Annotated in this window: 19 protein-coding genes; 7 read left to right on the plus strand and 12 right to left on the minus strand. The window is 56.6% G+C overall.

Going from position 1 to position 24,871, the window contains the following annotated elements:
- Positions 1-11: 11 nt before the first annotated feature.
- The 7 genes from ACN0RL_RS01095 to ACN0RL_RS01125 form a co-directional block, all read right to left on the minus strand.
- Positions 12-2,003 (minus strand): acetoacetate--CoA ligase, encoded by a 1,992-nt coding sequence (locus tag ACN0RL_RS01095; protein ID WP_417512798.1) that lies wholly within the window; start codon positions 2,001-2,003, stop codon positions 12-14.
- Positions 2,004-2,019: 16 nt separating this feature from the next.
- Positions 2,020-2,799 (minus strand): 3-hydroxybutyrate dehydrogenase, encoded by a 780-nt coding sequence (locus tag ACN0RL_RS01100; protein WP_417512800.1) that lies wholly within the window; start codon positions 2,797-2,799, stop codon positions 2,020-2,022.
- Positions 2,800-2,849: 50 nt separating this feature from the next.
- Positions 2,850-4,220 (minus strand): TRAP transporter large permease, encoded by a 1,371-nt coding sequence (locus ACN0RL_RS01105; RefSeq protein WP_417512802.1) that lies wholly within the window; start codon positions 4,218-4,220, stop codon positions 2,850-2,852.
- A 17-nt stretch (positions 4,221-4,237) separates the two neighbouring features.
- On the minus strand, positions 4,238-4,855 hold the full coding sequence (locus ACN0RL_RS01110) for a TRAP transporter small permease subunit (protein ID WP_417512804.1): 618 nt from the start codon (positions 4,853-4,855) through the stop codon (positions 4,238-4,240).
- A gap of 79 nt (positions 4,856-4,934) precedes the next feature.
- Positions 4,935-6,020: a TRAP transporter substrate-binding protein gene (locus tag ACN0RL_RS01115; RefSeq protein WP_417512806.1), complete on the minus strand. Its 1,086-nt coding sequence runs from the start codon at positions 6,018-6,020 to the stop codon at positions 4,935-4,937.
- 323 nt (positions 6,021-6,343) lie between these two features.
- Complete coding sequence (locus tag ACN0RL_RS01120) at positions 6,344-7,756, minus strand: sigma-54 interaction domain-containing protein (RefSeq protein ID WP_417512907.1); 1,413 nt, start codon at positions 7,754-7,756, stop codon at positions 6,344-6,346.
- A gap of 136 nt (positions 7,757-7,892) precedes the next feature.
- A complete protein-coding gene (locus ACN0RL_RS01125) occupies positions 7,893-10,007 on the minus strand; it encodes a 3-hydroxybutyrate oligomer hydrolase family protein (RefSeq protein ID WP_417512808.1) in 2,115 nt (704 codons plus the stop codon).
- Between the two features lie 341 nt (positions 10,008-10,348).
- On the opposite strand from ACN0RL_RS01125, the gene ACN0RL_RS01130 reads away from it, so the two are divergent.
- On the plus strand, positions 10,349-11,257 hold the full coding sequence (locus ACN0RL_RS01130; RefSeq protein WP_417512810.1) for an alpha/beta fold hydrolase: 909 nt from the start codon (positions 10,349-10,351) through the stop codon (positions 11,255-11,257).
- Between the two features lie 20 nt (positions 11,258-11,277).
- On the opposite strand, the gene ACN0RL_RS01135 is transcribed toward ACN0RL_RS01130, so the two are convergent.
- Positions 11,278-11,640, minus strand: a complete 363-nt coding sequence (locus tag ACN0RL_RS01135; RefSeq protein ID WP_417512812.1) for a DUF6164 family protein — start codon at positions 11,638-11,640, stop codon at positions 11,278-11,280.
- 87 nt (positions 11,641-11,727) lie between these two features.
- Here ACN0RL_RS01135 and ACN0RL_RS01140 point away from each other — a divergent pair, with 87 nt between their 5' ends.
- From ACN0RL_RS01140 to ACN0RL_RS01155, 4 genes are read left to right on the plus strand one after another with little or no spacing between them, the layout of a single operon-like run.
- Entirely contained in the window at positions 11,728-13,140 is a 1,413-nt protein-coding gene (locus ACN0RL_RS01140; protein WP_417512814.1) for a DUF2868 domain-containing protein, read from the plus strand.
- Complete coding sequence (locus tag ACN0RL_RS01145) at positions 13,137-14,567, plus strand: GTPase/DUF3482 domain-containing protein (RefSeq protein ID WP_417512816.1); 1,431 nt, start codon at positions 13,137-13,139, stop codon at positions 14,565-14,567. Before ACN0RL_RS01140 ends, ACN0RL_RS01145 begins: the two co-directional genes overlap by 4 nt.
- Before the next feature lie 50 nt (positions 14,568-14,617).
- Positions 14,618-15,013 carry an ectoine synthase gene (locus ACN0RL_RS01150; protein WP_014869413.1) on the plus strand — a complete coding sequence of 132 codons (396 nt, stop codon included), beginning with the start codon at positions 14,618-14,620 and terminating at the stop codon, positions 15,011-15,013.
- Positions 15,014-15,019: 6 nt separating this feature from the next.
- The gene (locus ACN0RL_RS01155) at positions 15,020-16,210 is read left to right on the plus strand and encodes a CynX/NimT family MFS transporter (RefSeq protein WP_417512819.1); all 1,191 of its coding nucleotides are present in this window, start codon (positions 15,020-15,022) and stop codon (positions 16,208-16,210) included.
- Between the two features lie 143 nt (positions 16,211-16,353).
- Here ACN0RL_RS01155 and ACN0RL_RS01160 read toward each other — a convergent pair whose 3' ends face one another.
- A complete protein-coding gene (locus ACN0RL_RS01160; protein ID WP_417512821.1) occupies positions 16,354-17,529 on the minus strand; it encodes a type III PLP-dependent enzyme in 1,176 nt (391 codons plus the stop codon).
- A 352-nt stretch (positions 17,530-17,881) separates the two neighbouring features.
- Between ACN0RL_RS01160 and ACN0RL_RS01165 the strand changes: the two genes are divergently transcribed.
- Positions 17,882-20,236 (plus strand): fatty acid cis/trans isomerase, encoded by a 2,355-nt coding sequence (locus tag ACN0RL_RS01165; protein WP_417512823.1) that lies wholly within the window; start codon positions 17,882-17,884, stop codon positions 20,234-20,236.
- Positions 20,237-20,252: 16 nt separating this feature from the next.
- On the opposite strand, the gene ACN0RL_RS01170 is transcribed toward ACN0RL_RS01165, so the two are convergent.
- Positions 20,253-21,071 carry an ATP-grasp domain-containing protein gene (locus ACN0RL_RS01170; protein ID WP_417512825.1) on the minus strand — a complete coding sequence of 273 codons (819 nt, stop codon included), beginning with the start codon at positions 21,069-21,071 and terminating at the stop codon, positions 20,253-20,255.
- 158 nt (positions 21,072-21,229) lie between these two features.
- On the opposite strand from ACN0RL_RS01170, the gene ACN0RL_RS01175 reads away from it, so the two are divergent.
- Positions 21,230-21,598 carry a DUF6746 family protein gene (locus ACN0RL_RS01175; protein WP_417512827.1) on the plus strand — a complete coding sequence of 123 codons (369 nt, stop codon included), beginning with the start codon at positions 21,230-21,232 and terminating at the stop codon, positions 21,596-21,598.
- On the opposite strand, the gene hrpB is transcribed toward ACN0RL_RS01175, so the two are convergent.
- A complete protein-coding gene (hrpB, locus tag ACN0RL_RS01180) occupies positions 21,599-24,097 on the minus strand; it encodes an ATP-dependent helicase HrpB (protein WP_417512829.1) in 2,499 nt (832 codons plus the stop codon).
- A gap of 75 nt (positions 24,098-24,172) precedes the next feature.
- Positions 24,173-24,838, minus strand: coding sequence for an SCO family protein (locus ACN0RL_RS01185; RefSeq protein WP_417512831.1), 666 nt, complete (start codon positions 24,836-24,838; stop codon positions 24,173-24,175).
- Positions 24,839-24,871 lie beyond the last annotated feature (33 nt).

The raw sequence follows: 24,871 nt of genomic DNA on the forward strand, positions 1-24,871 counted from the left end.
CACACTTGAAACTAGCCTTTCGGCAACAAGTTCTCCTCGGCAAGCCGATCCCGAATCTGGTCCAGTGCTTCCGGGTTGCCCAGTGCATCGCGGTTGTCTGCTTTGCTGGAGCCATTGATCAGGCGGGCGACGGCCAGTTCCACTTTTTTGCCGCTGCGGGTGTAGGGAATGTCTGGCACCTGCACGATATGTTTGGGAACGTGGCGTGGGCTGGCGCCTTTGCGGATTCGGACTTTTAGCTGGTTCAGCAGTTCGTCGGTGAGTTCCTGGCCTTCGGCAGGTACTACAAACAGCACAACTTCTACGTCGCCATCAATCTGGCGCCCGACTACCAAACTGTCTTTGATAGCCGCTTCGGTTTCTACCTGACGGTAGATTTCTGCGGTGCCTATGCGCACGCCGCCGGGGTTGAGTGTGGCGTCGGAGCGGCCATAGATTATGGCGCCGCCATGTTCGGTAAATTCAATGAAATCACCATGTGCCCATACGCCGGGGAAAGTGTCGAAGTAGGCGGCGCGATAGCGTTCGCCGTCGGCGTCGTCCCAAAAGGCCACGGGCATGGAGGGTAAAGGCTGACGGCAGACGAGTTCGCCGCGGCCCTGGTCAACGGGCCTGCCGTCGTCTCCGTATGCGACAGCATCGACGCCCAGCAAGCTGCACTGGATCTCGCCCCGGCGCACGGGTAGCAACGGAGTAGAGCCGACAAAACAGCCGCAGATGTCTGTACCACCGGCGATGGAGCCAAGCAGTGCGTCAGGAGCGCCATGACTGTACATCCAGTCGTAGTCTTCCGGAAGCAGGGGCGAGCCTGTTGAGAACACAACTCTCAGGTTACTGAGATCCAGGGTTTCAGCAGGGGCCATTTCAGCCTTGCGACAGCCCGCTATAAATCTTGCGCTGGTGCCGAAGTGGGTAACGCGCTCTTCGGCTACGGTTTCCCACAGGAAGCTCAGGCTGGGGTAGCCCGGTGAGCCGTCTACGGTGATAACCGCTGCGCCGGTGAGCAGGGCGGAGGCCTGCCAGTTCCACATCATCCAGCCACAGGTAGTGAAGTAGAGGAAGCGATCTTCCGGGCCTACGTCGCCGTGCAGCATGAGTTCTTTGGCATGGTTTACCAGCAAGCCGGCGGTTCCGTGCACGATGCACTTGGGCTTGCCGGTGGTGCCGGAGGAATACAGGATATAGACCGGGTGGTCGGGCTCTACCGGGGTATACGAGGGCGTCTGGCCTGTGCAGGAAGCGATGGCCTCGTCCCAGGTGGTCACCAGCTCACCCGGAATCGCTGTTTCTCCCGGGAGTTGCTCAACGCTGACAACGCACTTGAGTGTTGGCAGACCGGCAATCAGTTCCGCAAAGTCGTTCTGGCGGGCGAAGGTCTTGCCTCCGTAGCCATATCCGTTTACTGCGATCAGTGCAGAGGGCTCAATCTGGCCAAACCGGTCAAGAATTGCGCCTATACCAAAGTCCGGCGAGGCGGAGCTCCAGATGGCACCCATACTGGTTGCTGCAAGCATGCCAGCGAGAGCCTCGTAGCCGTTGGTAACAACGCCGGCTACGCGGTCGCCTTTCTTGATACCCTTACCGCGAAGAAACGCTTCCAGAGCACCGACGTCGGCTTTCAGTTCACCGTAGGTGCGGCGCAGAACCGGTCTTGTTTCACAGTAAGTAACGATTGCTTCCTGGCTGGCGTGTTCGCCTTCTGCCAACCGAAGCAGGTTGGCAGCAAAGTTCAGCTTCATGCCCGGGAACCACTCGGCACCCGGCATATCACGCTTGCCCAGCACGGCGCGGGCCGGTGTTTCACAAATCAGGCCGCAATAGTCCCAGACTTTGGCCCAGAAGGTATCCAGGTCATCAACAGACCACTTGTGCAGCGCGTGATAATCGGAAAAGGGGCCATAGCCCTGGCCTTCCAGCCAGGTTTTGAATCGGCCCATCCGGGCGTTGTCCAGCGTATCCTCCGAGGGAGTCCAGACAACGGGTGATTGTTCTGTAAGGCTCATCCGTCGCTCCTGTTGCTTACTGCATGTGCCAGCCGTGGCTGACAACAATCGATTGGCCTGTGAGGGCGGCCGAAGGAAAGGCTGCAAGGTGCACTGCCGTTTCGGAAACATCTTCCAGCGTTGTGAACTTACCGTCCACTGTGTTCTTCAACATGACTTTGCTGATGACTTCCTCTTCAGAAATACCAAGCTCTTTGGCCTGTTCAGGAATCTGCTTGTCTACCAGCGGCGTTCTTACAAAGCCCGGGCAAATAATATTGCTGCGTACGCCGTGTTCAGCACCCTCTTTCGCTACCGCACGGCACAACCCCAGCATACCGTGTTTTGCAGCCACATAAGGCGACTTCAAAGGTGAAGCTTCCAGCGAATGCACGGACCCCATGTATAGCATAGTCCCTCCGCCGCTCGCATACATTTGCTTGAGGGCAGCCCGGGTTACCAGGAAAGCGCCATCCAGATGCACATTTATCACCCGGCGCCAATCTGCATACGCCAGTTTGTGCACCGGGTCTATGTGCTGGATACCGGCATTGGCCACGGCGATATCCAGGCCACCCCAGGCCTCCACAATGGCGGCAACACCGGCATCGACTGCTGCCTCATCGGTAACGTCCATGGCCAGTGCCATTGCCGTGCCGCCCGCTTTTTCAATGGCATCAACGGCTTCTTGTGCGCTTTCCAGCGTGAGATCCGCTACCGCCACTCGGGCGCCTTCACGGCCATAATGTTCGGCGATTGCCCGGCCAATGCCACGCCCCGCACCGGTAATCAGTGCAACTCGATTTTCGAGACGCATAGTGTTTATCTCCCAGTTGTTATTAAAAGAATCTTCGGAAGGTCGCCGCGTCAGGAACCGCCATAGACTTCGTTAGGCAGCCAGGTTGCCAACGGAGCAAACCAGAACACCAGAGCCAGGGCCAGCAACTGCAAGCAAATGAACGGTAATACACCTAGGTAGATATGCCGGGTGGTAATACCCGGCGGGCATACACCTTTGATATAGAAAAGTGAGAAACCGACCGGTGGTGTCAGGAACGAAGTCTGCAGGCACATGGCAAACATGATGGCAAACCACACAGGCTCCACACCCAGTTTGAACAGCACCGGTGCCACCAAGGGCAATACAATAAGAGTAATCTCTACCCAGTCCAGGAAAAACCCGAGCAAAAAGGTGATGAACAGGACCGTCAACAGTACGCCAGTGGTGCCGAACGGCAGACCAGTGATGGCACCTTCAATAACTTCATCACCACCCAGCCCGCGCAATACGGAAGCAAAGACCGTAGCACCAATAAAGATGCCAAAGATAAATGCGGAGGTACGGCTGGTCTGATAAAGCGACTCTTTCAGGGTCTCCATATCCAGCCGCTTGCTGACAAACGCCATGAGCAGGGCTCCGCCAGCACCTACCGCGGAGGCTTCCGTGGTTGTGGCGATACCGAAAAAGATCGAACCGAGTACAGAAATAATCAGCGCCATCGGCGGCAACACCGCCAGGATCACGCCGAGCCAGGCACGGGCGTCAAGGCGCTCACGGTTTTGCGGTGCAGGCGCCAGATCTTTCTTTATGTATGAGGCGATGATGATGTAGAGAATGTAGAGCATCGCGAGCATGACACCGGGAATCAAAGCACCCATGAACAATTTGCCCACAGAGGCGTCCGGAGTACCAAGACGATCGGCCATCAACACCAGCATGATGCTTGGCGGCACCAGAATCCCCAGCGTACCGACGGAGCAAGCCGTTCCCACCGCCAGCGACTTGTTGTAGTTGGCCTGCATCATGGGCCCCAGAGACAGCATACCCAACAATACAACCGAGGCTCCGACAATCCCGGTGGAAGCCGCAAGCAACACGCCAACCAGAACAACAGTGATTGCATAGCCACCGCGCAACCCACCGAGCACCCGTACCAGACTGTGCATCAGCTTTTCGGCGATACCTGAGCGATCAAGCATGATGCCCATGAAAATAAACATGGGCAGCGCAACCATCAACTCATTGGCAACGATGCCATAAATTCTGGCGTCCAGAACGCCGATAGTGCCCTGCCAGGTAAACCACAGGGGCGAATCCAGATACTCGACCATAACGTGGCCGATAATAGCGAATACAAGACCGATACCCGCCAGTGACCAGGCAACCGGGAAGCCCAGTAGCAACAGCACCATAAAGGTAGCGAACATGGCGATAACAAGAATCGCTTCTACACCCATGACGATAGCCTCACGGTTCAGGGATTAGGATGGCCGACAGAGCGCCGGTCATCGTAGGGAGGCGCAATGGCCCTGGGAAAACGGAACAGAAAGGTGGTGCATCGCGAGGCACGGGACACCAGGGCAATCATCACAAACACCATTCCGAGTGGCAGCATGCTTTTGAAGATAAACCGGTAAGGCAGACCACTGGGTGCCTGAGAGTGCTCCATGTAAGTCCACGCCGTCCAGGCGTACGGCACCATTGAGTTAATCATCAATGCGATGACCGGCAGCGCCAGCAGCAAAATCCCCAACACTTCGATAATAGCCTGAGTTCTAGGGCTGAATTTCTCTCTCAATACATCAACGCGGACATGATCATCACGCACTACTGCGTAACCTAACGTCAGCAGGGTCGCCGTTCCAAACAGATGCCAGGATAATTCTTCAAGAGCGATGGAGCCCTGAGACATCACATAGCGGGAGAATACATTGACCAGAATAACAACCAACACTCCGATCCATAACCAGGAGGCAAGGCGGCCAACGGCAACAACCATTCGGTCGAGGTGCCAGGACAACGCATTGGTCGGTAGCGTATCAGTGTCGGATGCCGGGGCCTGATTATCCCCGGAGACATTGGTATCAGTCACAAAAACCTCGGATTTTCCGGATGCGGGGTAGGAAGCGGGTAACGGTTATCCGTTACCCGCAGTTAACATCATCCGTTGATCAATCGTACTTGTAGAAATCCCGTGGCAGGTAGCCATTGGAGTGCCAGATGGAGTGGTGTTCCATGAAGTCACGCTGACTGGTCAGTACGCGATTGAACATCTCGTCACTGGCAGCGATCTCATCCAGTACTTCGTTGGTAATTTCCTGCAGTTCGCGCAGCACAGGCTCGGGGAGAGTCTGGGCGTTTACGCCTTCTTTTTCGTAATCACGAAGTGCCGTTGGCTGCGCCCACTCGCTCTCTGCAAAACCCTTGAGCGTGGCAGATTCGCAGCCCATCTCGATAAGCGCGCGGCTTTGGGGTTCAAGGCCATCCCACACATCCTTGTTAACCAGCAGGTGTGAGGTTGTCAGAGTCTGATGCCAGCCAGGCATAATGTAGTTCTTGATGATCTGATCGAGGCCCAGCATTTTGTCGATGGCCGGCTGCGAGAACTCGGTTGCATCAATAGTCTTACGCTCCAGCGCCTGATAGATCTCGCCGCCGGGCACCATGGTTACCGATGCGCCAAGTTTTTCCAGTACTTTACCGCCGATGCCGGCAAAGCGGATCTTCAAACCGTCAAAATCTTCAACACCTTTGATCGGATTAGCAAACCAGCCTGCACCTTCAGGCCCGATGATGCTGCACAGCATGGGGTGAATGTTGCGCTTGGCGTAGATTTCTTCCAGCAGAGCCCGGCCATCGCCCTGGTAATACCAGGCCAGATAGGCTGGCGGTTCCATGTTGAAAGGGGCACCGGAATAGAGTGGCAGGGCTGGAATAGTGCCCTGGTCGTAGCCCACCCAGGTATAACCCGCCGGATACTTGCCGCTACCGACAGCGTCCATGATTTCAAAGGGAGGTACCAGCTCATTGGGCTCGTAGTAACGCAGCTGAACATCGCCACCTGAAATCGTTTTGAGGTTCTCGGTCAAATGTTTGACCGGCGTTGTCAGGCCCACAAGGTGCGATGGGAACGCCAGAGGCACCTGCCAACGGATTTTTTCAGCTGCCAGAGCATCGCTGCTGATCATGGCACCTGTCATAAGGGTTGCGGCACTAATGCCCAGAGTCAAACCGGAAAGCTTTTGCTTGATAGACATGAAGATGATCCTTCTTGTTGTTGTATACGGCCCGGAGCTCTTTGGCCCGATAGGCCTGGTCTGAAATTCAGCCAGAAAACACAGAAAACGAAACCGACAGTTATAAACCGGGGGTCCTACGTTTAGCGTCAGCATTATTTTCTGTGTTGTTCTGACGTCCTGCGCTCAAAGAGGAGCAGAATCTATGCCAATAATTTTTATTATATTAATCAATAAGATAAAAAAACCAAAAAATCTACCACCCCGAAAACGTCCGAAATTCCGGACAGCATGATGCTATAGTCGTAGGTGATTGTACAGATATCAAGACACCTGTCCGGAAATCAGGACATTTTGGCCAGTTTTTCATACAACACCGAGCGGGAAATACCCAGCAACCGGGCAGCCTTGGTACGATTACCCCTGCTTGCAACCAGCGCTTGTTCCACCGCGTGAGCTTCTGCCTCTGCCAGAGTTTCAGCCAAAGGCCTGACAGGACGTGGCGCAGTATGTGATGCCGGGCGCACCCCGACCCGGGGCAACACCTTGAACATGGCGTCCGCGTCCAGCACGCCACCCTCCTCACTCATGGTGAGTGCGCGCTCCAGAACATTACGCAGTTCGCGGATGTTCCCGGGCCAGTCATAACTCGCAAGGGCCGCCACCCCGGCATCGGTGACCTCCGCTCGCATATCCGGCCCCTCGCTGATTTCCCAAAGCAGAGTTTCACACAGCAATCCGAGGTCAGCGAGTCGGTCTCTTAAAGGTGGTATGGGGATTTCCAGCACATTGAGCCGGTAATACAGATCCGAGCGGAAACTGCCATCGGCAATCATGGCTTCGAGGTTGCGACTGGTTGCTGCAATGACCCGGACATCGACCGATGTCACCTTGTTGGAACCCAGAGGTTCTACTTCCCTTTCCTGAAGGGCCCGTAACAGCTTGGCCTGCAGCGGCAATGGCATATCGCCGACTTCATCAAGAAACAGAGTGCCGCCGTTGGCAAGCTGGAACTTTCCTTCCCGCAGCTTCCGGTCTGCACCTGTGTATGCGCCAGGTGCAACACCAAAAAACTCGGCCTCCAGCAAGTTATCGGGAATGGCCGCCACGTTCACACCCACGAACGGCTTTTCTGCCCGGCTTGAGATGGCATGAATTGCCTGGGCCAGCACTTCCTTACCGGTACCCGTCTCTCCCAGCAACAAAACCGTCATTTCACGGCCTGCAGCCAGGCGTGCGCGGCGCTTGACCTCGAGCGCGCCAGGGCTGGCGCCAACAAAGTCTCCGAGGCTGTATCGTGTGCTTCTTGCTCGTTTTGCCAGGGCCTTGCGGGCTGCAGCGAGATCCTGGTGCAACCGACGGTACTTGCTCACCAACGGCGTGAGTGGCTGCAGATCATCATAGAGCACGAACGCTACAGCGCCCTCAATTTCACCAGCTGCGTCATAAAAGGGTAATCGGGTAACCACCAGTTGCTGTTGCTGATGCTCCATAATATCGAGTAAAAGCGGTTTGCCGGTTTCCACAACTTCCGGCATACGGGTTTCCGGAATCACCTGGCGCACCGGGCGGCCAATGGCATCGGTCGCTTCTTTCAAACCGAGTAGCTGGGCATAGCTACTGTTCATCCAGGTAATTCGGGCCTCGCGATCAACGGCAATGGCGCCTGCACTGGCTTCCTCGAACATGGGGAAAAGTGCTTCGATAAGCTCCCGGGTCAGTCCGTTTTTATTTTTCTCACCGAACAACTGTGTCATGTAACGCGTACCGCCGGGTTCAATATCAATCATTGGAAAGCCCTGCACCCGGCATTGCCGGGTGATTTGTCGGAAGTATATGGCCCTCTCTGCAGAGTGAGCAAATGAGAGGGCCCGCGCGGGGATCAAAACACCCTTATTCCGGGATGCGTAACTCGTCACCAACCAGACTGATAACATCAGCGGCTGCCGGTTGAGGCGCTATCTCAGGCAGATTGATCCCGGCCAGCGGGGTTGCAAGATCTCCCCGCGGAACCGTCCGAACGACCTGACTGGGCGGCAGTTCGGCCCCATTAGTCAAGCGATCCCACACGAGATCAAGGGCCTGGAAATAGTAGTGGTGCAGAGGCACGTAACGGTCACCAATACCTCCCAGACCGTTCAGCACATCCAGGTGGTGGGCATTGAGCACTTCGTAGTAACGAAGTTCGCTACTTACACCTTCCACCCGTTGGTTAAGCCCGTAATAGGGCCGGGAGGTATGGTTGATGGGCAGAATGGCATCCGCGCGGCCCGTCACAAACACCGCCGGCTTGCCACGAAGATCTCCGGTGGCACGAATTTCATCGATTCCCCCGGCAATTGCAGCGGCAAGTTCTGCGTCATTTCCTGACAACGGATCGCCGGTAACGGCATCATAGCCCAACGCGAGACTGTGCAGGCAAAGCAGGGCATCAAGGCCATAATCGGCCGAGCTACTGCTGGGTGACACGCTGGCAGGCATGGCCGTCGGCTGACCTTCAGCATCGTCGTAAACGATAACGACACCTGCGGTCGGTGGAATGCCGTTGCTCGTTGCAAATGCTGCCGCTTCCGCGGCCGAGGCAAACGATGTGACTGCGCCCGCACCATCCACCGCAGCCATACTGAGACCACAGACGCGATCTTCAACGCCAGCGCGGCCATAGGCGTTGGCATAGGTCATTGAAATACTCTGGGCAACGTTGGAAGCGAAGTGCACCGGCGCCAGCAGATTCTGTTCGGGCTGAATGCCGAAGTCTTCGTTCAGAATACGTTGTGCCTCGGTGGCGTAGTCGTCAAGGGTTGCGCTGGCTGCACCGTTGAGCAATCCTTTGTTTGCCAGGGAATTACAGATATTCTCGCGCACCGCTGGTGTGTTGAGAACATTCAGTGGTGCATCATCGCGAGTCGCTGGTGCCTGATTCGCACAACCCTGATAAACCGCCAGCGCCGTGGTGTATTCGAACAGGCTTCTGCTGTGCTCAGTGATGGCTGCGCTGGAACCCTGGTTAATGGTGAACCCGGTATCCACAACCGGGTTAAGATTGGGCTCCGAAACGGCAACGCCATCAATCAGGCCCTGGGTGTCCTGTTCGGCCGCGCGAACCGACGAGCCACCGCCATTGGAAACACTGGAAGCAATAACCAGCGTGTTTTCAGGCGTGATAGGGTCAACGTTGCTGTCGCTGCCGAATTGCTCATTCAACGCCCAGAAACCGAATACGACAGACTGCAACACATGACGCCCCCAATCCGCTTCCGGGTTAACCTTTGAATGGGCGTGTTTCCAGGCGAGCCGGTCCGGCCAGTCAGCATTAAAATCACTGCGTTCTGTATCGCTGAGGTCGGCGCGGAACTGAACGGCTTCGTCAGAGTCTGTCAGAGTGCCATCAATCCGCTGGGCTGTATTGGTTTCCAGATTGTGTGCACCAGTCCCACTACCTTTGTCGGTGTAGACCACGGCGCAGCCCTTTTTCAGGCCCCACTCGCCGGCCGTTCCAATCGCACCGTAGATGCCCCTTGATCCTGAAGAGGGCGCGGTGATCATGCAGGGGCTCTGTGCATCAAAACTGTCTGGTATCTGGGCCATGACTGTAATGGGTACGTCGCCGCCCGGGACCGTCATGAAGGCAATGTATTCACGCCCCGGAATCATTCCTTCGCTGCCATTGCCCACACCGGGGCCAAAGAACTCCCCATAACCACCGCCAGCAGAAGTATCCACCAGCGCCCGGTAATTATTGTAGATCGCGAGCTGACGTAGCTCGGCAGAAGTGGGGCTCAGGGGGTCTGAGAAAGCGGGTGCAGTGGCGCTGCCCAGGCCGGTTGCACCCAGACCCGCGGTCAGCAGATCATCGGTAACGCCATCATATTGGATTTGCTGTATATCGCCCTGAATAAATCCGGGAATCTGGTTTGCGGCAGGCGGGTTATCGTTGTTGCTGTCATTGCAGGCACTCAGACCGAGGCCTGTAACGCCGATCAGCGTACAGATCATGATACGTTTCATGGTCGTTCCTTATTTGTTGTTGTTGAGAACGGGCCGGGACCACGACCCGAAACAACCTTCATGCGCATCCTGTGCCATAATTTTATCCGTATGATTTTATTGACCATTTTCAGCTTTTATTTTGCCCGGCAAGCCACTTGTCCAGATTTCCGGACATGATTACACCGATCGAGCCCAAAGTCCGGATTGAAACGCCGCATTACAAGGGGAGCGGCAATACCATTGTCCTGAAATCAGGACACCGTCGTGATTGGCGGACAGCCGATAAAAGCGACATACATCCAGCCCCACGCACTGTGCGTAAATTCAATGTGTAAAATTGCAGAAAGGATGATTAATCATTGGACACTCAGCGAGCACTGAAAAGCGTTATCGCTTTGGGAACGTTGATGAGCGCCCTGCTACTCGGAGGCTGCGCGACCCATCACAATGCGCCTGCAAAAAACGTCTCCCTGGAGAACACGGCGTTCAGCACTGACTACAGCGTGCGCTTTTCGCCTGAGGACTGGCCGGAGGCACTCTATGGGGATCTCTACCTTCCCAAGGGTGTAACACTTCGTCCGGTTGTGCTGATGGTTCATGGTGGAGGCTGGGAGCGACGTTCCAGAGGCGATATGAGCTGGATTGCCGAGGAACTGGCCAGTCACGGTTTTGCGGTGTTCAATGTCGATTACCGATTCGCTCCCGAATACACCTTCCCGGCACAGCTACATGACCTGCAGATAGCCCGCACCTGGCTGAACCGCCATGCGGACCAGTACCAACTGGATGCATCCCGGGTATACGGATTCGGATTTTCCTCCGGAGCGCATCTGATCGCGCTGTTAGCGCTTGTGTCCAGCTCCGGCGACGCTGAAGCTCTGAATCAACCCTATGGCGGCTCCGATACAGTGCTCAGAGCTGTAGTGGCTGGCGGAACCCCTGCCGACCTGACAACTTTTGGTTCCGGCAAGCTCTTACGGCAGTTCCTGGGAGGCGCGCAGCCAGATATTCCCGACACATACCGCACGGCTTCACCAATCACACACGTTACCGGCGATGCGCCACCGTTTTTCCTGTTTCACGGCAATATGGACAGCCTTGTACCTTTCCGTCAGGCGAAAACATTGCACCAAACCCTGCTGGCCTCCGGAGTTGAAAGCGAATTGTATGAAATGCGCCTGCGCGGCCATGTCACCAGCTTTCTCACTGCTGGTAGCGCTGTGAGCGAAGCGAGCGGGTTTTTAAAGCGGCACAGCAACAGGCGTTGAAATCAGAACGAACGGGAAATTTATCCTATCCGGATAAAAGGCAACAGGCTCAGGCCTGTCATCACCAGAATGGCAAGACAGGCCGCCAGTGTGCGAACCGGCTTGTGCCGGAACATGTGCCAGATCCCACCGATTTCACCACTCAGGCGCCGCGCCTCATAGGCCTCACGCTGGCTTTCCAGCCGCTGGTGCTGATAATCCTGTAATAATGCCCTGGCTCTTTCCGCTTCCTCGGTGTCGTGCACCCAGAAGCCGCCCATGCTGATACCCCAACGGCTTGGCGGTGTCTCATAGAAACGTACATCGTGAGCATCAAACAGGGCCCGTATTTCCTCGGCTTCGTCATCAGGCACGTGGCGCAGATTCATCAGGTGGTGGGGCATGAGGGCTCGTTGTCTGGTATCGGACAGGGTAATACCGATATCCTACCATCAAAGATCAACAGACCGAATTCACAACCGGAAGCGTTCATGACAGACCACCCCCTCCACTTGCTGCTGGAATTTGATGCCTGCGCCCAGAGAGATAAGGGCCAGGCCCCGGCATTTTTGCACCGGCGGGACCGTAAATTTGCATTGACCTGCGAACAACAAGGCGTAACGCCAGGCCCTGAACGCTGGCTGGCCCACATGAACCATCTCAGCGGCCCGGGTGCGGGAACATCCTCCGCTGAACAGACCTTGCGCTTCTGGCGCCGGATCAACAGCGGTTTTATGATCGCGGGTGTGATATTCGGTTTGCTGACCATGCTCGGCCTGCTGTTCTATGACGGCGGCCAGCGCATCAACATTATCGTTATTCTTGCCTTTGTCGCCTTCCAGTTCTTACTGGCACTGCTTACCACTGTGCAGTCTCTGGCTGGCTGGCAACCATGGCGCGTGTTGCTCCGGCGCTTTCGGTCCAGACCCGAACCCGCAGTTTCAATGAGACTCCAGCCGGTTCTGATGGCGCGAGCCGCGCAGCTTGGTGGGCTGTGCTTTACTGTGGCCGGCCTGGTGACCTTGCTGACCATGGTCGTGCTTCAGGATCTTGCTTTTGGCTGGAGTACGACACTCGAGACCGACGCAAGCAGTTATCACCGAATGATGTCTGCGGTTGCAGCACCCTGGGCCTGGCTATGGCCGGCCGCCGCGCCCGACCTTGCACTCGTGGAAGCCACCCGGTTCTTTCGCGCCACCACGGCAGACACCGGCGTCAACCCGGCACGCTGGGGCCAATGGTGGCCGTTCATCGCCATGCTCTGGACAACCTGGGCACTATTGCCCCGGCTTATTCTGTTCTTGTTGGCAAACATGCTGATCCGGCGTAAGGCCCGTCGGCTTCTGGCCCGCCACCCGGCTTTACGCGCATTGATGTACCGCATGGAAACACCGGCTCTTGATACCGGTAACGAACACAATGATGCTTCAGACCTGCCAGACACCGAAACCCACCTGAGCCTGCAACCCTTGCCGGATGCCCGCATCGTGTTGTGCTGGGCCGGCGCCGGTGAACCGGAGCTTCCGGATGCGTTAACCACAGGCAAAAGCCTGATTGCGAAAGCGGGCGGCGGAATGACTCTGCAAGAAGACCGGCAGACACTGGGACAAATTGCCGGCCATCTGGCACAGGGCCCAAGCCTGCCCGTTCTTTTGATTACCCGCAGCTGGGAGCCGCCAACCGGCGAGCTGGAAGATTTTCTTGCCAGCGCCAGGGATCTTTGGCCAAAAGGTACCAGGGTCGCTCTGGTGCCGCTGGCTCCCCGCATAGAGCAGGAACCGGATTCCCACCAGGTTCAGCAATGGCTGAGATTTGCCGAACGCGCAGGGCAGGAGTTTATAACGGTCAGCCTTGTGCCGGTTTACGGAACCGTTCCCGATATGGAAGGGGGAATTATCGAATGAAGAGCGCTCCCATTTTTGCTGTCGTGGGTCATCCGAACAAGGGTAAATCCAGCGTCGTGGCAACGCTGTCGCAGAACGATGCCATCGCCATTGCACTGGAACCAGGCACCACGCGTAAGCGCCAGTCTTACCCACTGAGCGTGGATGGCAAAGTTCTATACACATTGGTTGATACACCCGGCTTTCAGCGGCCCCGGAGGGTTCTGGAATGGCTGGAAGCCCACAGCGTATCGGCATCGGATCACAGCGAAACGGTGCGTGCGTTTGTTCTGCAACATCAGGGCGACGGCCGCTTTACCGACGAGTGCGAATTGCTGACCCCGCTGATTGACGGGGCCGGTATTATTTACGTAGTGGACGGCTCCGCGCCCTACAGCGCCCAGCATGAAGCCGAGATGACGATCTTGCGCTGGACGGGGCAGCCCAGCCTCGCCCTGATCAACAGCATCGGATCCGACGATTACAGCGACACCTGGCAGGCCGCATTGGGGCAGTTTTTTCAGGTTGTGCGCAAATTCGATGCCGTTCGAGCCCCATTTGAGCAACATCTCAGTCTTTTACGAGCCTTTGGCCAGCTTGAGCCGGGCTGGGAAAATTCTCTGGATCAGGCAACACATCATTTGTTGGCCCAGCGCGAGCAGCGCAGGCTCCACGCGGCAGGCATCATCGCCAAAGCCCTGAAGGATATGATGTCATTTCAGGAAAAACGAACCCTGACTCTGGACCAGGCCGCCGGTACCAGTGACAGCACCCTTGCGGACCAGCTCCGGCAACGTTGGTATCAGCACCAGCGTCAGCGGGAACAGTCCCTGAGGGTAGAAATCGAGCACCTTTACCAACATCAAAGCATCCGGCGACAGGAAGCCGAACTGGAATGGCACAGTGATCACGATCTGTTCTCGGAAGACAGCCGCAAACATTGGGCTGTCAGCAAGCGTTATCTTGCCACAGCAGGCTTCGGTGCGGGCGCAGTCAGTGGTGCCGGGCTGGACGCTTTAACGCTGGGCTCGTCACTGGGCACAGGGGCGCTGGTCGGAGGCCTGCTCGGTGCGGCCGGGAGCTATTTCTACGGTGGCAGGTTCACCCTGCCGGTTCTGAACATCGGTTTGCTCCAGGACGGTCTGAAAACAGCTACGTTCGGGCCTGTGCAAGACAGCCAGTTTGGCTACGTAGTGCTGGGACGGGCAGTGGATCACTGGTGGCACATAAGCCACCGCAACCACGCCGGAAGGGAGCTGCTCGATCTGCAGCCAGCAGATCATCACTGGCTCGAACGTCTCGATAAAAAGAGCCGCCAGACGATCCAGAGAACGCTGGACAAATGCCGGAAACAGCAGCCTCTGGATGAAAGCCAGCAGCACCGATTTCATGTTGCCATAGAGCAGTGCATGGCAGTTTATGACGACTGGCGGTTGAACCGAACCTGAATTGAATGTTTATACTGTACGGCTATTCCATCAAATAACGAGGAATGCTCATGAAGATTGTACGAGTCAAGGACATCATCGGTACCGAACGCGAAGTACATGGCCCGGGCTGGACCAGCCGTCGCATGCTGCTGAAAAAAGACGGTATGGGCTTCTCTTTCCACGAGACAATTATCCCTGCAGGCGCCGAACTGAACCTGTGGTACAAGCATCACCTGGAAGCGGTTTACTGCGTAGCCGGCAACGGCACCATTACCGACAAAGCGACCGGTGAAACCCACGAGATCTCCGACGGCACACTGTACGCCCTCGACAAGCATGATCAGCACACCCTGCGCGGCGGAACAGAAGACATGCGCCTGATCTGCTCATTCAACCCTCCCGTCACCGGGCAGGAAGTACACGACGAAGACGGCGCCTACCTGCCGGATACCAGCGAAGACTGACCATTCTTGTCTACCGCTGAACACCCCGCGATACCAGAAACGCCATCGACAGCAAACCTGCTGCCGGTGGCGGTATTACTTTGGCTCGCCGGGGTTTACTTGCGCATCCCGATACTGGTTGCGCCGCCGCTGGCCCCGTTTATTGGCAACGAACTGGCCCTCTCCCAGACCCTCACCGGTGCTCTGACCACACTGCCCATCCTGATGCTTGCCATAGGCGCCATGCCCGGCTCACTGTCCATCTCACGCATAGGCCCGCGCAATACCCTGGCACTGGCCATGCTCATTATGGTCATCGGCTCCGCAGGCCGTGGTTTAGCACCAGATACCGCCACCCTGATGCTCACCAGCGCCGTTATGGGCATCGGTGTGGCCATGATGCAGCCCGCGCTACCGGCCCTGCTTCCACGCTGGCTGGAGCCAAAAAACCTGGCACTCGGCTCGGCCATTTACATGAACGGCATGCTGATGGGCGAATTCATCGGCGCGGGCATCACCCTCCCGGTCATCATGCCCTTGCTCGAAAACAGCTGGCGCGCAACCATGCTGGCATGGTCATTACCCGCACTGCTGGTCGCTGCAGCCCTGTTCCTGCCCAAACGCGACCTGGCCCGGCCCACCCGCAAAGTTGCCTGGCTACCCGACTGGAAAAACCCGCTCACTCTTAAACTGGGCTTATTGCTTGGCGTGTCAGGCTCGCTGTTTTTCGGCGTGAACGCCTACCTCGGTGCCTTGCTGGAGCAAAGAGGCGAGTTCGACAACCTCACCGAAGCCCTGTTCTGGTACAACTTCGCCCAGGTAATCGCTTCACTGCTGATGCTGAAGATGGCCCGCTACTGGGTAGGCAAAAAAGCCCCGCTGATCATCATGCTGATATTCAGCCTGCTGGGGACGATGGGAATGTTGGTATTTACCGGATGGTGGGCAATCGCCAGCGCCACGTTCATGAGTTTCACCGCCGGCGTATTACTAATCATGATGGTGGCCTTGCCACCGCTGCTGGTACCCTCCAGCGAAACCGGAAGGTTATCCGCCGGCAATTTCCTGGTGGGTTATACAATAGCGTTCACCGTACCCATGCTGGGCGGCTTGCTTTCAGACTGGACCGGCGACATAAGACACGCCATAGCCGTAATGATTGCCTACGGGATATTGGTCTCCCCACTGGCAATAAAACTGAACCTGCAACGGCAGTAAAGCGCTCCCACCAATGGCCAAAAGCCGCGGAGCGGGGTGTCTTTTCTGCCGGGAAAAAATGTCTGAGCGAAGCGAGTTGTTTTTCCCAGAAGAAAAGACACCCCGCTTCGCGGCCCACCCCAATTAGAGCAAACCTTCTGGCTTTAGATGTAGTAATCCTTCAACGGAGGAAACCCGTTAAATTCCACTGCGCTGTAGGTCGTGGTGTAGGCACCGGTAGACAACCAGTACATGCGATCGCCGATGGCCAGGTTCAACGGCAACGGATACTTGTGATGCTCATACATGATGTCTGCACTATCACAGGTAGGCCCGGCAATCACACAGTCCTCTCCTTCACCCTTTTTATCGGTCCAGATCGGAAACTTGATCGACTCATCCAGAGTTTCAATCAAACCATTGAACTTGCCGACATCGGTGAACACCCAGCGGTGCAACGCGGTACGGGATTTACGGGCGATCAGCACCACCTCGCTCACCAGAACGCCTGCGTTCGAGATCAGCGACCGGCCCGGCTCGATAATAATCTCAGGCAGATCATCACCAAAGTCTTCCTTCAGGAAACGGGTGATTTCCGAGGCGTACACACCCAGCTCATTCGTCCGGTTAATGTAATTGGCGGGGAAACCACCGCCCATGTTTATCATCTTCAATTCAATGCCGTCTTCTTCTTTCAGACGCTCGAAGATAACCTTCACCTTGTTCAAGGCCGAGTCCCACGCGCCGATTTCACGCTGCTGTGAACCGACGTGGAAAGACACACCATAAGGCACCAGCCCCAGATCACGAGCCAGGATCAGCAGATCCATGGCCATATCGTTCTCGCAACCAAACTTGCGCGAAAGCGGCCAGTCCGCAGTTTGCGTGCCATCAGTCAGAACTCGCACGTAAATCTTCGAGCCAGGCGCCGCCTTGGCAATGTTGCGCAGGTCAGCCTCGGAATCCGTGGCAAACATACGCACACCCTTCTCAAAAAAAGTGCGAATATCCCGCGCCTTTTTGATGGTGTTGCCGTAACTGATCCGGTCAGCAGTCACGCCCAGCCCCATCACCTTGTCCAACTCATACACCGACGCAATATCAAAGTTCGCACCCTTGTCCCGCAGCAAGGTCAAAACCTGCGGAGCCGGGTTTGCTTTTACCGCGTAATACACGCTGGCATAAGGAAAACCATCCACCAGCTCGTCGTACTGACGATCGATGGTAGCGGTATCAATAACCACAAACGGTGTTTCTATGTCATCGGCAAAGGCCTTGATGCGGCTAAAGGTCTCTGCGGTGTAGTAATCGGCGATGTTAGCGTTGGCTGACTCGGTCATGGATGGTGTATCACCTCAGGATAATAGAACGGTGCGTAATAAGAGGAGCCAACATCAGATTTGGCCCCGACGATAATCGCGATAGTCAGGCTTTTTACACCCCGCTGATATGAGCATATCTACCCATAATTCAAACAGGGGCCAGCCTACACCAATGGTCGAAAAGCCGGGGAGCGGGGTGTCTTTTCCGCCGGGAAAAAATGTCTGAGCGCAGCGAGTTGTTTTTCCCAGAGGAAAAGACACCCCGCTCCCCGGCCTGCCCCCAATGACAGCCCCCAGTGCGAGCCTTAGCGAACCCCCTCCAAACCCTCTATAATTCACAAACACAAATCGATCACCACAGGACCCCCCAATGGCGCGACTCATCACAGCAACTCTCCTGGCCCTGCTGTTCCTGGCCGGCTGCGCCGAAAACACCACGCCGCCCACTTTCAAACAGGCGCTGCCCACTGCCACGCAACAACCGGTCAGCTTCAACGAAGACGTGCGCCCCATTGTCGAAGCCAAATGCCTTGCCTGCCACAGCTGCTTTGACGCACCTTGCCAGCTCAAAATGGAATACTCCGACGGCCTGATTCGCGGTGCCCACAAAGACCCGGTATACAACGGTGCACGCTTCGAAACCCAAAATACCACCCGACTGGGCATCGACGCACAAAACGAACAACAGTGGCGAGAAATGGGTTTTTACTCAGTATTGGCCAGAGGCGACCAGACCCGCAGTCTGTTCGAGAACATGATTCGTCTGGGCAAAGAGTATGAATTTGCACCCAACAGCAAACTCCCTGAAGACATAGAACTGGGCCTTTCCCGTTCGAACCAGTGTGTCAGCAACGAAGATTTCTCCGACTATGCCAGCGATCATCCCTACGAGGGCATGCCCCTGGCCATGACAGGCCTCACCGACGACGAATACGCAACACTCACCGGCTGGCTCAATCAGGGCGGCGCAATCAGCCCACTGGTAACCCAAGTCAGCGAAGCTGACCAGAACCACATCCAGCGCTGGGAAACCTGGCTCAACGGAGGCAACCTGCGGCAGCAACTGGTCAGCCGCTGGGTCTATGAACACCTTTATCTTGCACACTTGTACTTCGAAGACGAGGGTGCAGATACTCGCTTCTTCGAGGTTGTACGCTCCCGCACAGCGCCGGGCAACCCCATCGACCTGATTGCAACGCGCCGCCCCAACGATGACCCGAAATCCCGGGTGTATTACCGCCTGCGCCCGGTGGCCGGCAGCATTGTGCACAAGCGCCACATCACCTTTGCCTTTGGCGAACAACCGTTCGAACGCACCCGAGAGCTTTTTGAAGCCGGCGACTGGCAGGTTGAAGCCCTGCCGGACTACAGCCAGGAAAGCCGCGCCAACCCCTTTGCCACCTTTGCAGCCATCCCGGCAAAAGCCCGCTACCAGTTCATGCTGGATAACGCTGAGTACTTTACCCGCACTTTCATTCGCGGGCCGGTATGCCGTGGTCAGATTGCCACCGACGTGATCCGTGACCACTTCTGGGTGGCCTACCACGATCCGGATAACGATCTGTTTATAACCAACGCAGAGTATCGCGACAAGGTGACGCCGTTACTTGCGCTGCCAGGGCAGGACAGCGCACTGCTGGATCTGGGTGAGAACTGGAGCGAGTACAAAGGCAAGCGTAACCAGTATCACGAACTGCGAAACAAAGCCTACCGTGAGGCTTATCCCAGAGGCGCCTCATTCGATCATATCTGGGACGGCGACGGCGACAACCCCAACGCCCTGCTGACGGTTTTCCGCCACCACGACAACGCCTCGGTGCAGCGCGGCCTGATCGGGCAGGTTCCACTCACCAGTTGGTGGATGGATTATCCTCTGTTCGAGCGCACCTATTACGAGCTGGTCGTGAATTTTGATGTGTTCGGCAATGTGGCTCATCAGGCCCAGACACGACTCTATTTTGATCTGATTCGCAACGGAGGTGAGCAAGACTACCTGCGTCTTGTTCCGCCGGGCGAACGCAACCGCGTTCTGCAGAACTGGTATCAGGGCGCAGGTGAGCTGAAACTGGATTACAGCTACGCCCGCATGGACGACACCACGCCTTCTCAGGTGCCTTATGCAACCTCAGCTTTCAACGAAGAGCTTGGAGCGCGCCTGCTGCTTAATTTCCATGAGCTGAACGCGGAGCGGGATGATCCCATCAATCGTTGTGGCGGCAGCAACTGTGGTCGTAAAAACGAGCCGGAATGGATTCGCGATGCAGATCAAGTACTTTCAGAAATGGCCGCCACCCGCGCAGAGTTCCTGCCTGCCATCAACTACCTGCCCAATGTTACCTTCTTAAGGGTTTACAACGAGGAAGGCGAACGCACGGTTTATACCATTATCCGCGACCGCGCCCACAGCAACGTAGCCTTCCTGCTGGGAGAGGATCTACGTTACCAGCCGGAGAACGACAAGCTGACCATCTACCCGGGAATCATCGGTAGCTATCCGAACTTCATGTTTGATATTCCGGCATCACAGCTGGAGCTGTTCAAAGACCGGATGAAGGGCCTGAAAACAGAAGAGCCGAAGGCCTTCGAGGCACTCGTGGGCATATGGGGCGTGCGCCGCACACATCGACACTTCTGGGAAATTCTTCACGACATCACGGCATGGCAAAGAGAGCATCAGCCGCTGCAGGCGGGTGTTTTTGATATCAATCGTTACGAGAACCTCTAACCAATCAAGCCCCGGGTCAGACCGCCACGGGGTGGAGTGGCTCGGGGGTGTTGGTCCCGCCGGGGTCACGGGGCTCACTCTGCTGCTGAAGGTATTCCAGGATGGCGTCCTTGAGATCACTGCCCTGGCCCAGGCCCTGGTTGCCGAATAAGCGGTTAAACTCCAGAACGTAGGGGTAGCCTTCTACCAGGGCAATATCAAAACCGGCGTGATCAACTTCCAGATCCCGGGCAAGCCGCAAAGCCAGGTCTGTCATTACTGCCGGCACGGGGCTGGTGTCGATTTTTCCACCTTTTGAAACGTTGTTATAAAAACCCTGGTCGGCCTGTGTCCGCCAGTAGGCTGTTACGACCTTGTCTCCCACAACCACAACGCGCGCGTCGCGATCCAGCGGCAGATACTCCTGAACGTACAGTACCTCCGTGCGATCACAGTACTTGCGCCAGTCATCACGATTTTCAATCAGCCACACACCTTCACCCATACTGGCCTTGGGCAGCTTCGCTACAAACGGCAGCACCATAACGTTCCATATACGGTCACGCTCTTCTGGCCCGTTGGCTTCAATGATTGTCCAGGGAATATGTTCGGGCGCTACCGCCTCAAAAGCACGGGTCATTTCCACTTTGTCATGGCCAATGCGATAGCTGGCGACGCTCGGGAAAACACGGCATTTCAGGCCATGCACCAGCGCGTTGAGTTGCCAGTATTCGGGGAAAAGCACCCAGTCTGCGTTGCTCAATAATTCTTTATGGCGCAGGAAATGCTCGGGTTTGAGTACGGTCGTATCCGGAAAGCCGAGTGTGCGAAAAACATTAAACGATACAAAGTGCATGGGCGGGGTCGCGCAAATAGAAAGTGGGCAATTTTTAGGCAGTTTTGATCTGCGCGCAAGCTTTTTTATGGGCTAACTTGATCACGGTCATGGTTTATCTTAAACGCATTGATAATAATTCGTATTATATTATTCCTTACGTTACCTGGAGCAATACCATGACCTTTCTTCATAACTTAACTGCTGTAGCTGCCTCCCTGCTGATCGCCGGGCCGGCCCTTGCCAGCGACAATGACCACTTTAAAGGTCACCCCGCAAACACTCTCGAACAAGCGGTTGCCAACTTTTCCGAATACAACAACAAGCTGGAGAAAATGCTGGCTGGCGATCTGACTCCGGAGGCCATGAACGAAGTACACCAGCTCACCTACACGCTGGAAAATGCCCTGCAGAAACTGGATGATGAGATCGATGTCCTTGAGGACACTCTGGAAAAAGTTCACAAGGCTTCCGAACATGCCGACCCGCACACCGTGCGCTCTGCTGGCGAGAAGTACCTCAGCGACAGCCGCAAAATCATCAAATAGTCACTGACGTTGCTTTCTCTTCACACCTTGCTGGGCAATGGCGGTTAAAGGATCTTCCGGCCAGGGATGTTTGGGATAACGGCCACGGGTGTCTTTTCGCACCTGTGGATAGACATTAACCCAGAAACTGGCCAGATCGGCCGTGACCGCCAGTGGACGTTGTGCCGGTGAAAGCAGATGAATCAACACCGGCACTTTGCCTCCGGCCACTTCGGGAGTTTTTGTCCAGCCGAACAGTGCCTGCAACTTGGCCGCCAGGACCGGGCCGTTCTCAACCGCATAATCCAGGACAACCGAGCTGCCGGTGGGAATGGTCAGGCTGGTTGGCGCAAGCTCCGCCAGTGTCTGCTGTTGCGGGTATTCCAGGAGGCTGTTCAGGGCGTTGTGCAGGTTCAACCGCGCCAGGTCAGACCAGCGGCTGATGCCCGTCAGAAAAGGTGCCAACCAATGTTCCAATGATTCCGCCAACGCTTTGTCACCGACATCCGGCCACTGGCCGGGATAGTGCTTGGCAAGCAAAGCAACTCGCGCCTGCCATTGCCGGGCAGAGGGAGTCCAGGGCAGGCTATCCAGCCCCTTGCGCCGCACGGCCGCGAGCAGTCCCTGCTGAATCAACTCGGGCGAGGGTTTCGCCAGCGATTTCTCGGAAATAAGCAGTGCGCCCAGTCGGCGGGTTTTACGGGCGACGACCGTTCCGCGCCTATCATCCCATTCCGCTTCGTTCTGCTCACGGATGTGAGGTGCCAGATCACTTTCGAGGGTTGGCAGATCCACCGGTGCTGCCAGATAGATTCTTGCTTCTCTGGCTTTGCCGTCCAGATCTGCAGCCACCAGCCATTCATGTCGGGCCAGCCCATCGTCTTCCCGCAGCAAAGCGCCTTTGCCGTTACTGAGCTGATAGCGCGGCGTGTCTCCGGGCCGCCGTTTGCAAATGCGGTCAGGATAAGCGAGCGCTAACAAACGACCGACTTCCGAGGCCGTTGGCACCGTTTGCTGCTCGCTTATGCTAAGGGCGTCACGTTCAGACAAGCGCTTGGCCTGCTGGCGCAATGCCTGAAGTCGGTGCGGGTCTATGCGCTGGGAGCCGCGTTCGCCACGAAGAGCGCGAATGCGCTCATGCATATCGGCACCGGCGCCCGGGCCCAGCAAGTCCCGGTCTTCCAGCAGCGCTGCCAGTTCCGCAGCCAGCCTGCCCAACCCCAGCGATCGCCCCAGAACGACCATGTGCGCTAATCGAGGATGGATACCCAGCCCCCGAGCCAATTTACCGTGTTCGGTAATCGCGCCCTCATCATCCAGCATATCCAGCCACTGCAACAGCTCCACGGCCTGTTGCCAGTGAGCAGGCGGCGGTGGGTCGATCCACACCAGCTTATCCGGTGTTCGGGCGCCCCACTGGGCTAGCTCGAGCACCAGCGGTGCCAGATCTGCCCCGCGGATTTCTGGCGGCGTAAATTCCGCCAGCCCGAACTGTTCCGACTCACTCCATAACCGGTAGCACACACCCGGCTCAACTCGCCCGGCGCGACCTTTGCGCTGTTCCGCCGAGGCTTTGGAGACCCTGCCAGTGATCAGCCTCGTCATTCCGCTGTTTGGATCAAATACTGCCCGGCGCTGCTGGCCACTATCAACCACTACACGCACACCCTCAATGGTCAGGCTGGTTTCGGCAATGGCGGTGGCCAGCACCACTTTGCGGATGCCCTCAGCCGCCGGTGCAATGGCCTGATCCTGCTCGGAGGCTTTGAGATTGCCAAACAGGGGCGCAATCACCACGCCCGGGTCCACCAGCCCGGTCAGTGCCTGAGCCACCCGGTGAATTTCTCCGGCGCCCGGCAGGAATACCAGCACCGAGCCTGGCTGCTGCGCCAGGGCTTCGGCAACCACCGCCACTACCTGATCCACCAGCCGGAGATTGCGCTGTGCGGTGGGCGCGGGGCGATAGAATACATCCACCGGAAACGCCCGGCCCTCGCTGCTCAAGACAGGTACATCTCCGAGCAGACGGGCAATGGGCGCGGTATCCAGTGTTGCTGACATCACCAGTATACGCAGATCATCCCGCAGCGCGTCCTGAGTCTCACGTACCAGAGCCAGGCCCAGATCTGCTTGCAGGGAGCGCTCATGGAACTCATCGAATAACACAGCGGCGTAGTCTTCGAGCATGGGGTCGCTCTGGATCAGCCGGGTAAGAATGCCTTCGGTAACCACTTCTATGCGCGTCGTACCCGACACTTTGGTGTCCAGCCTCGTCCGATAGCCGACTGTCTGCCCGGGTTTCTCGCCCAGTTGTGACGCCATGAATCTGGCCGCAGAGCGGGCCGCCAGTCGCCTTGGTTCGAGCATCAGAATTTTACGGCCATATAGCCAGGGTGCATTCAGCAGCGCCATGGGCACCCGGGTGGTTTTGCCGGCACCCGGGGGTGCCTGCAACAAGGCAGTGGTGTTCCGCTCGAGGGTTTGTTCAAGCTCTGGGAGGATATGGTCTATCGGGAGCACTGTTTGTTCTTGCTTGGGTTAATACCGGAAATTTGAAGATGGCGCAGGCGCTAATTTGGCTGCCTCGAGACCGACTCAGGAACGGGCATTTTCCCGGTTGGCTTTGGCCCACTGGTAAATTCGCTCAAAAGCCTCTGCCAGATGCTCAGGGTTATGAGGCGGCTGAATCAAAGCTGCCAACTGGCCTTCCGGGTTTATCAGGGCAAAATGCCCGCTGTGGTCAACCAGGAGCTCGCCATCCACCTGCCGATGCACAAACACCGCACTCAGGCTCGTGGCCAGGGCCCGCAGTGTTTCCAGGTCCCCGGTCAATCCATGAAAGTTCTCACCAAAGAATCCGGTATAGGCTTTCAACTGCTCTGGCGTATCGTGCTCAGGATCCGCGCTGACCAGAAGATAGTCTGGTTGCGGCAGCTCATTTGACAGTAGTTTATCGGTACGGCGCAGGTTCGCCATCGCCGCCGGGCAGATATCGGGGCAGTTTGTATAACCCACAAACGCAAACGTCCACCGCCCCCGTAGGCTCTCCCGGGTTACGGTTTCTCCGTTTTCATTGGTAAGTGTGAACTCTGCCAAAGGCCGAGGTTGGTCGTAGACGTAGGTGTTCATCTCGGCAAGATCCGGAGCCGGAGTTGGCTCTCCGGTATCTACCAAAAACACCTGTCGCCCCAACACCAGGCCAAAAACCAGAACAACGATAAGCAGTAATGCAAATAAGGTAAATTTCAGGGAACGACTCATTATTACTCCAGGCAGCAGTCTCCGCTGTGACGC

The organism is Marinobacter sp., assembly GCF_048259445.1.
Lineage (GTDB): Bacteria > Pseudomonadota > Gammaproteobacteria > Pseudomonadales > Oleiphilaceae > Marinobacter.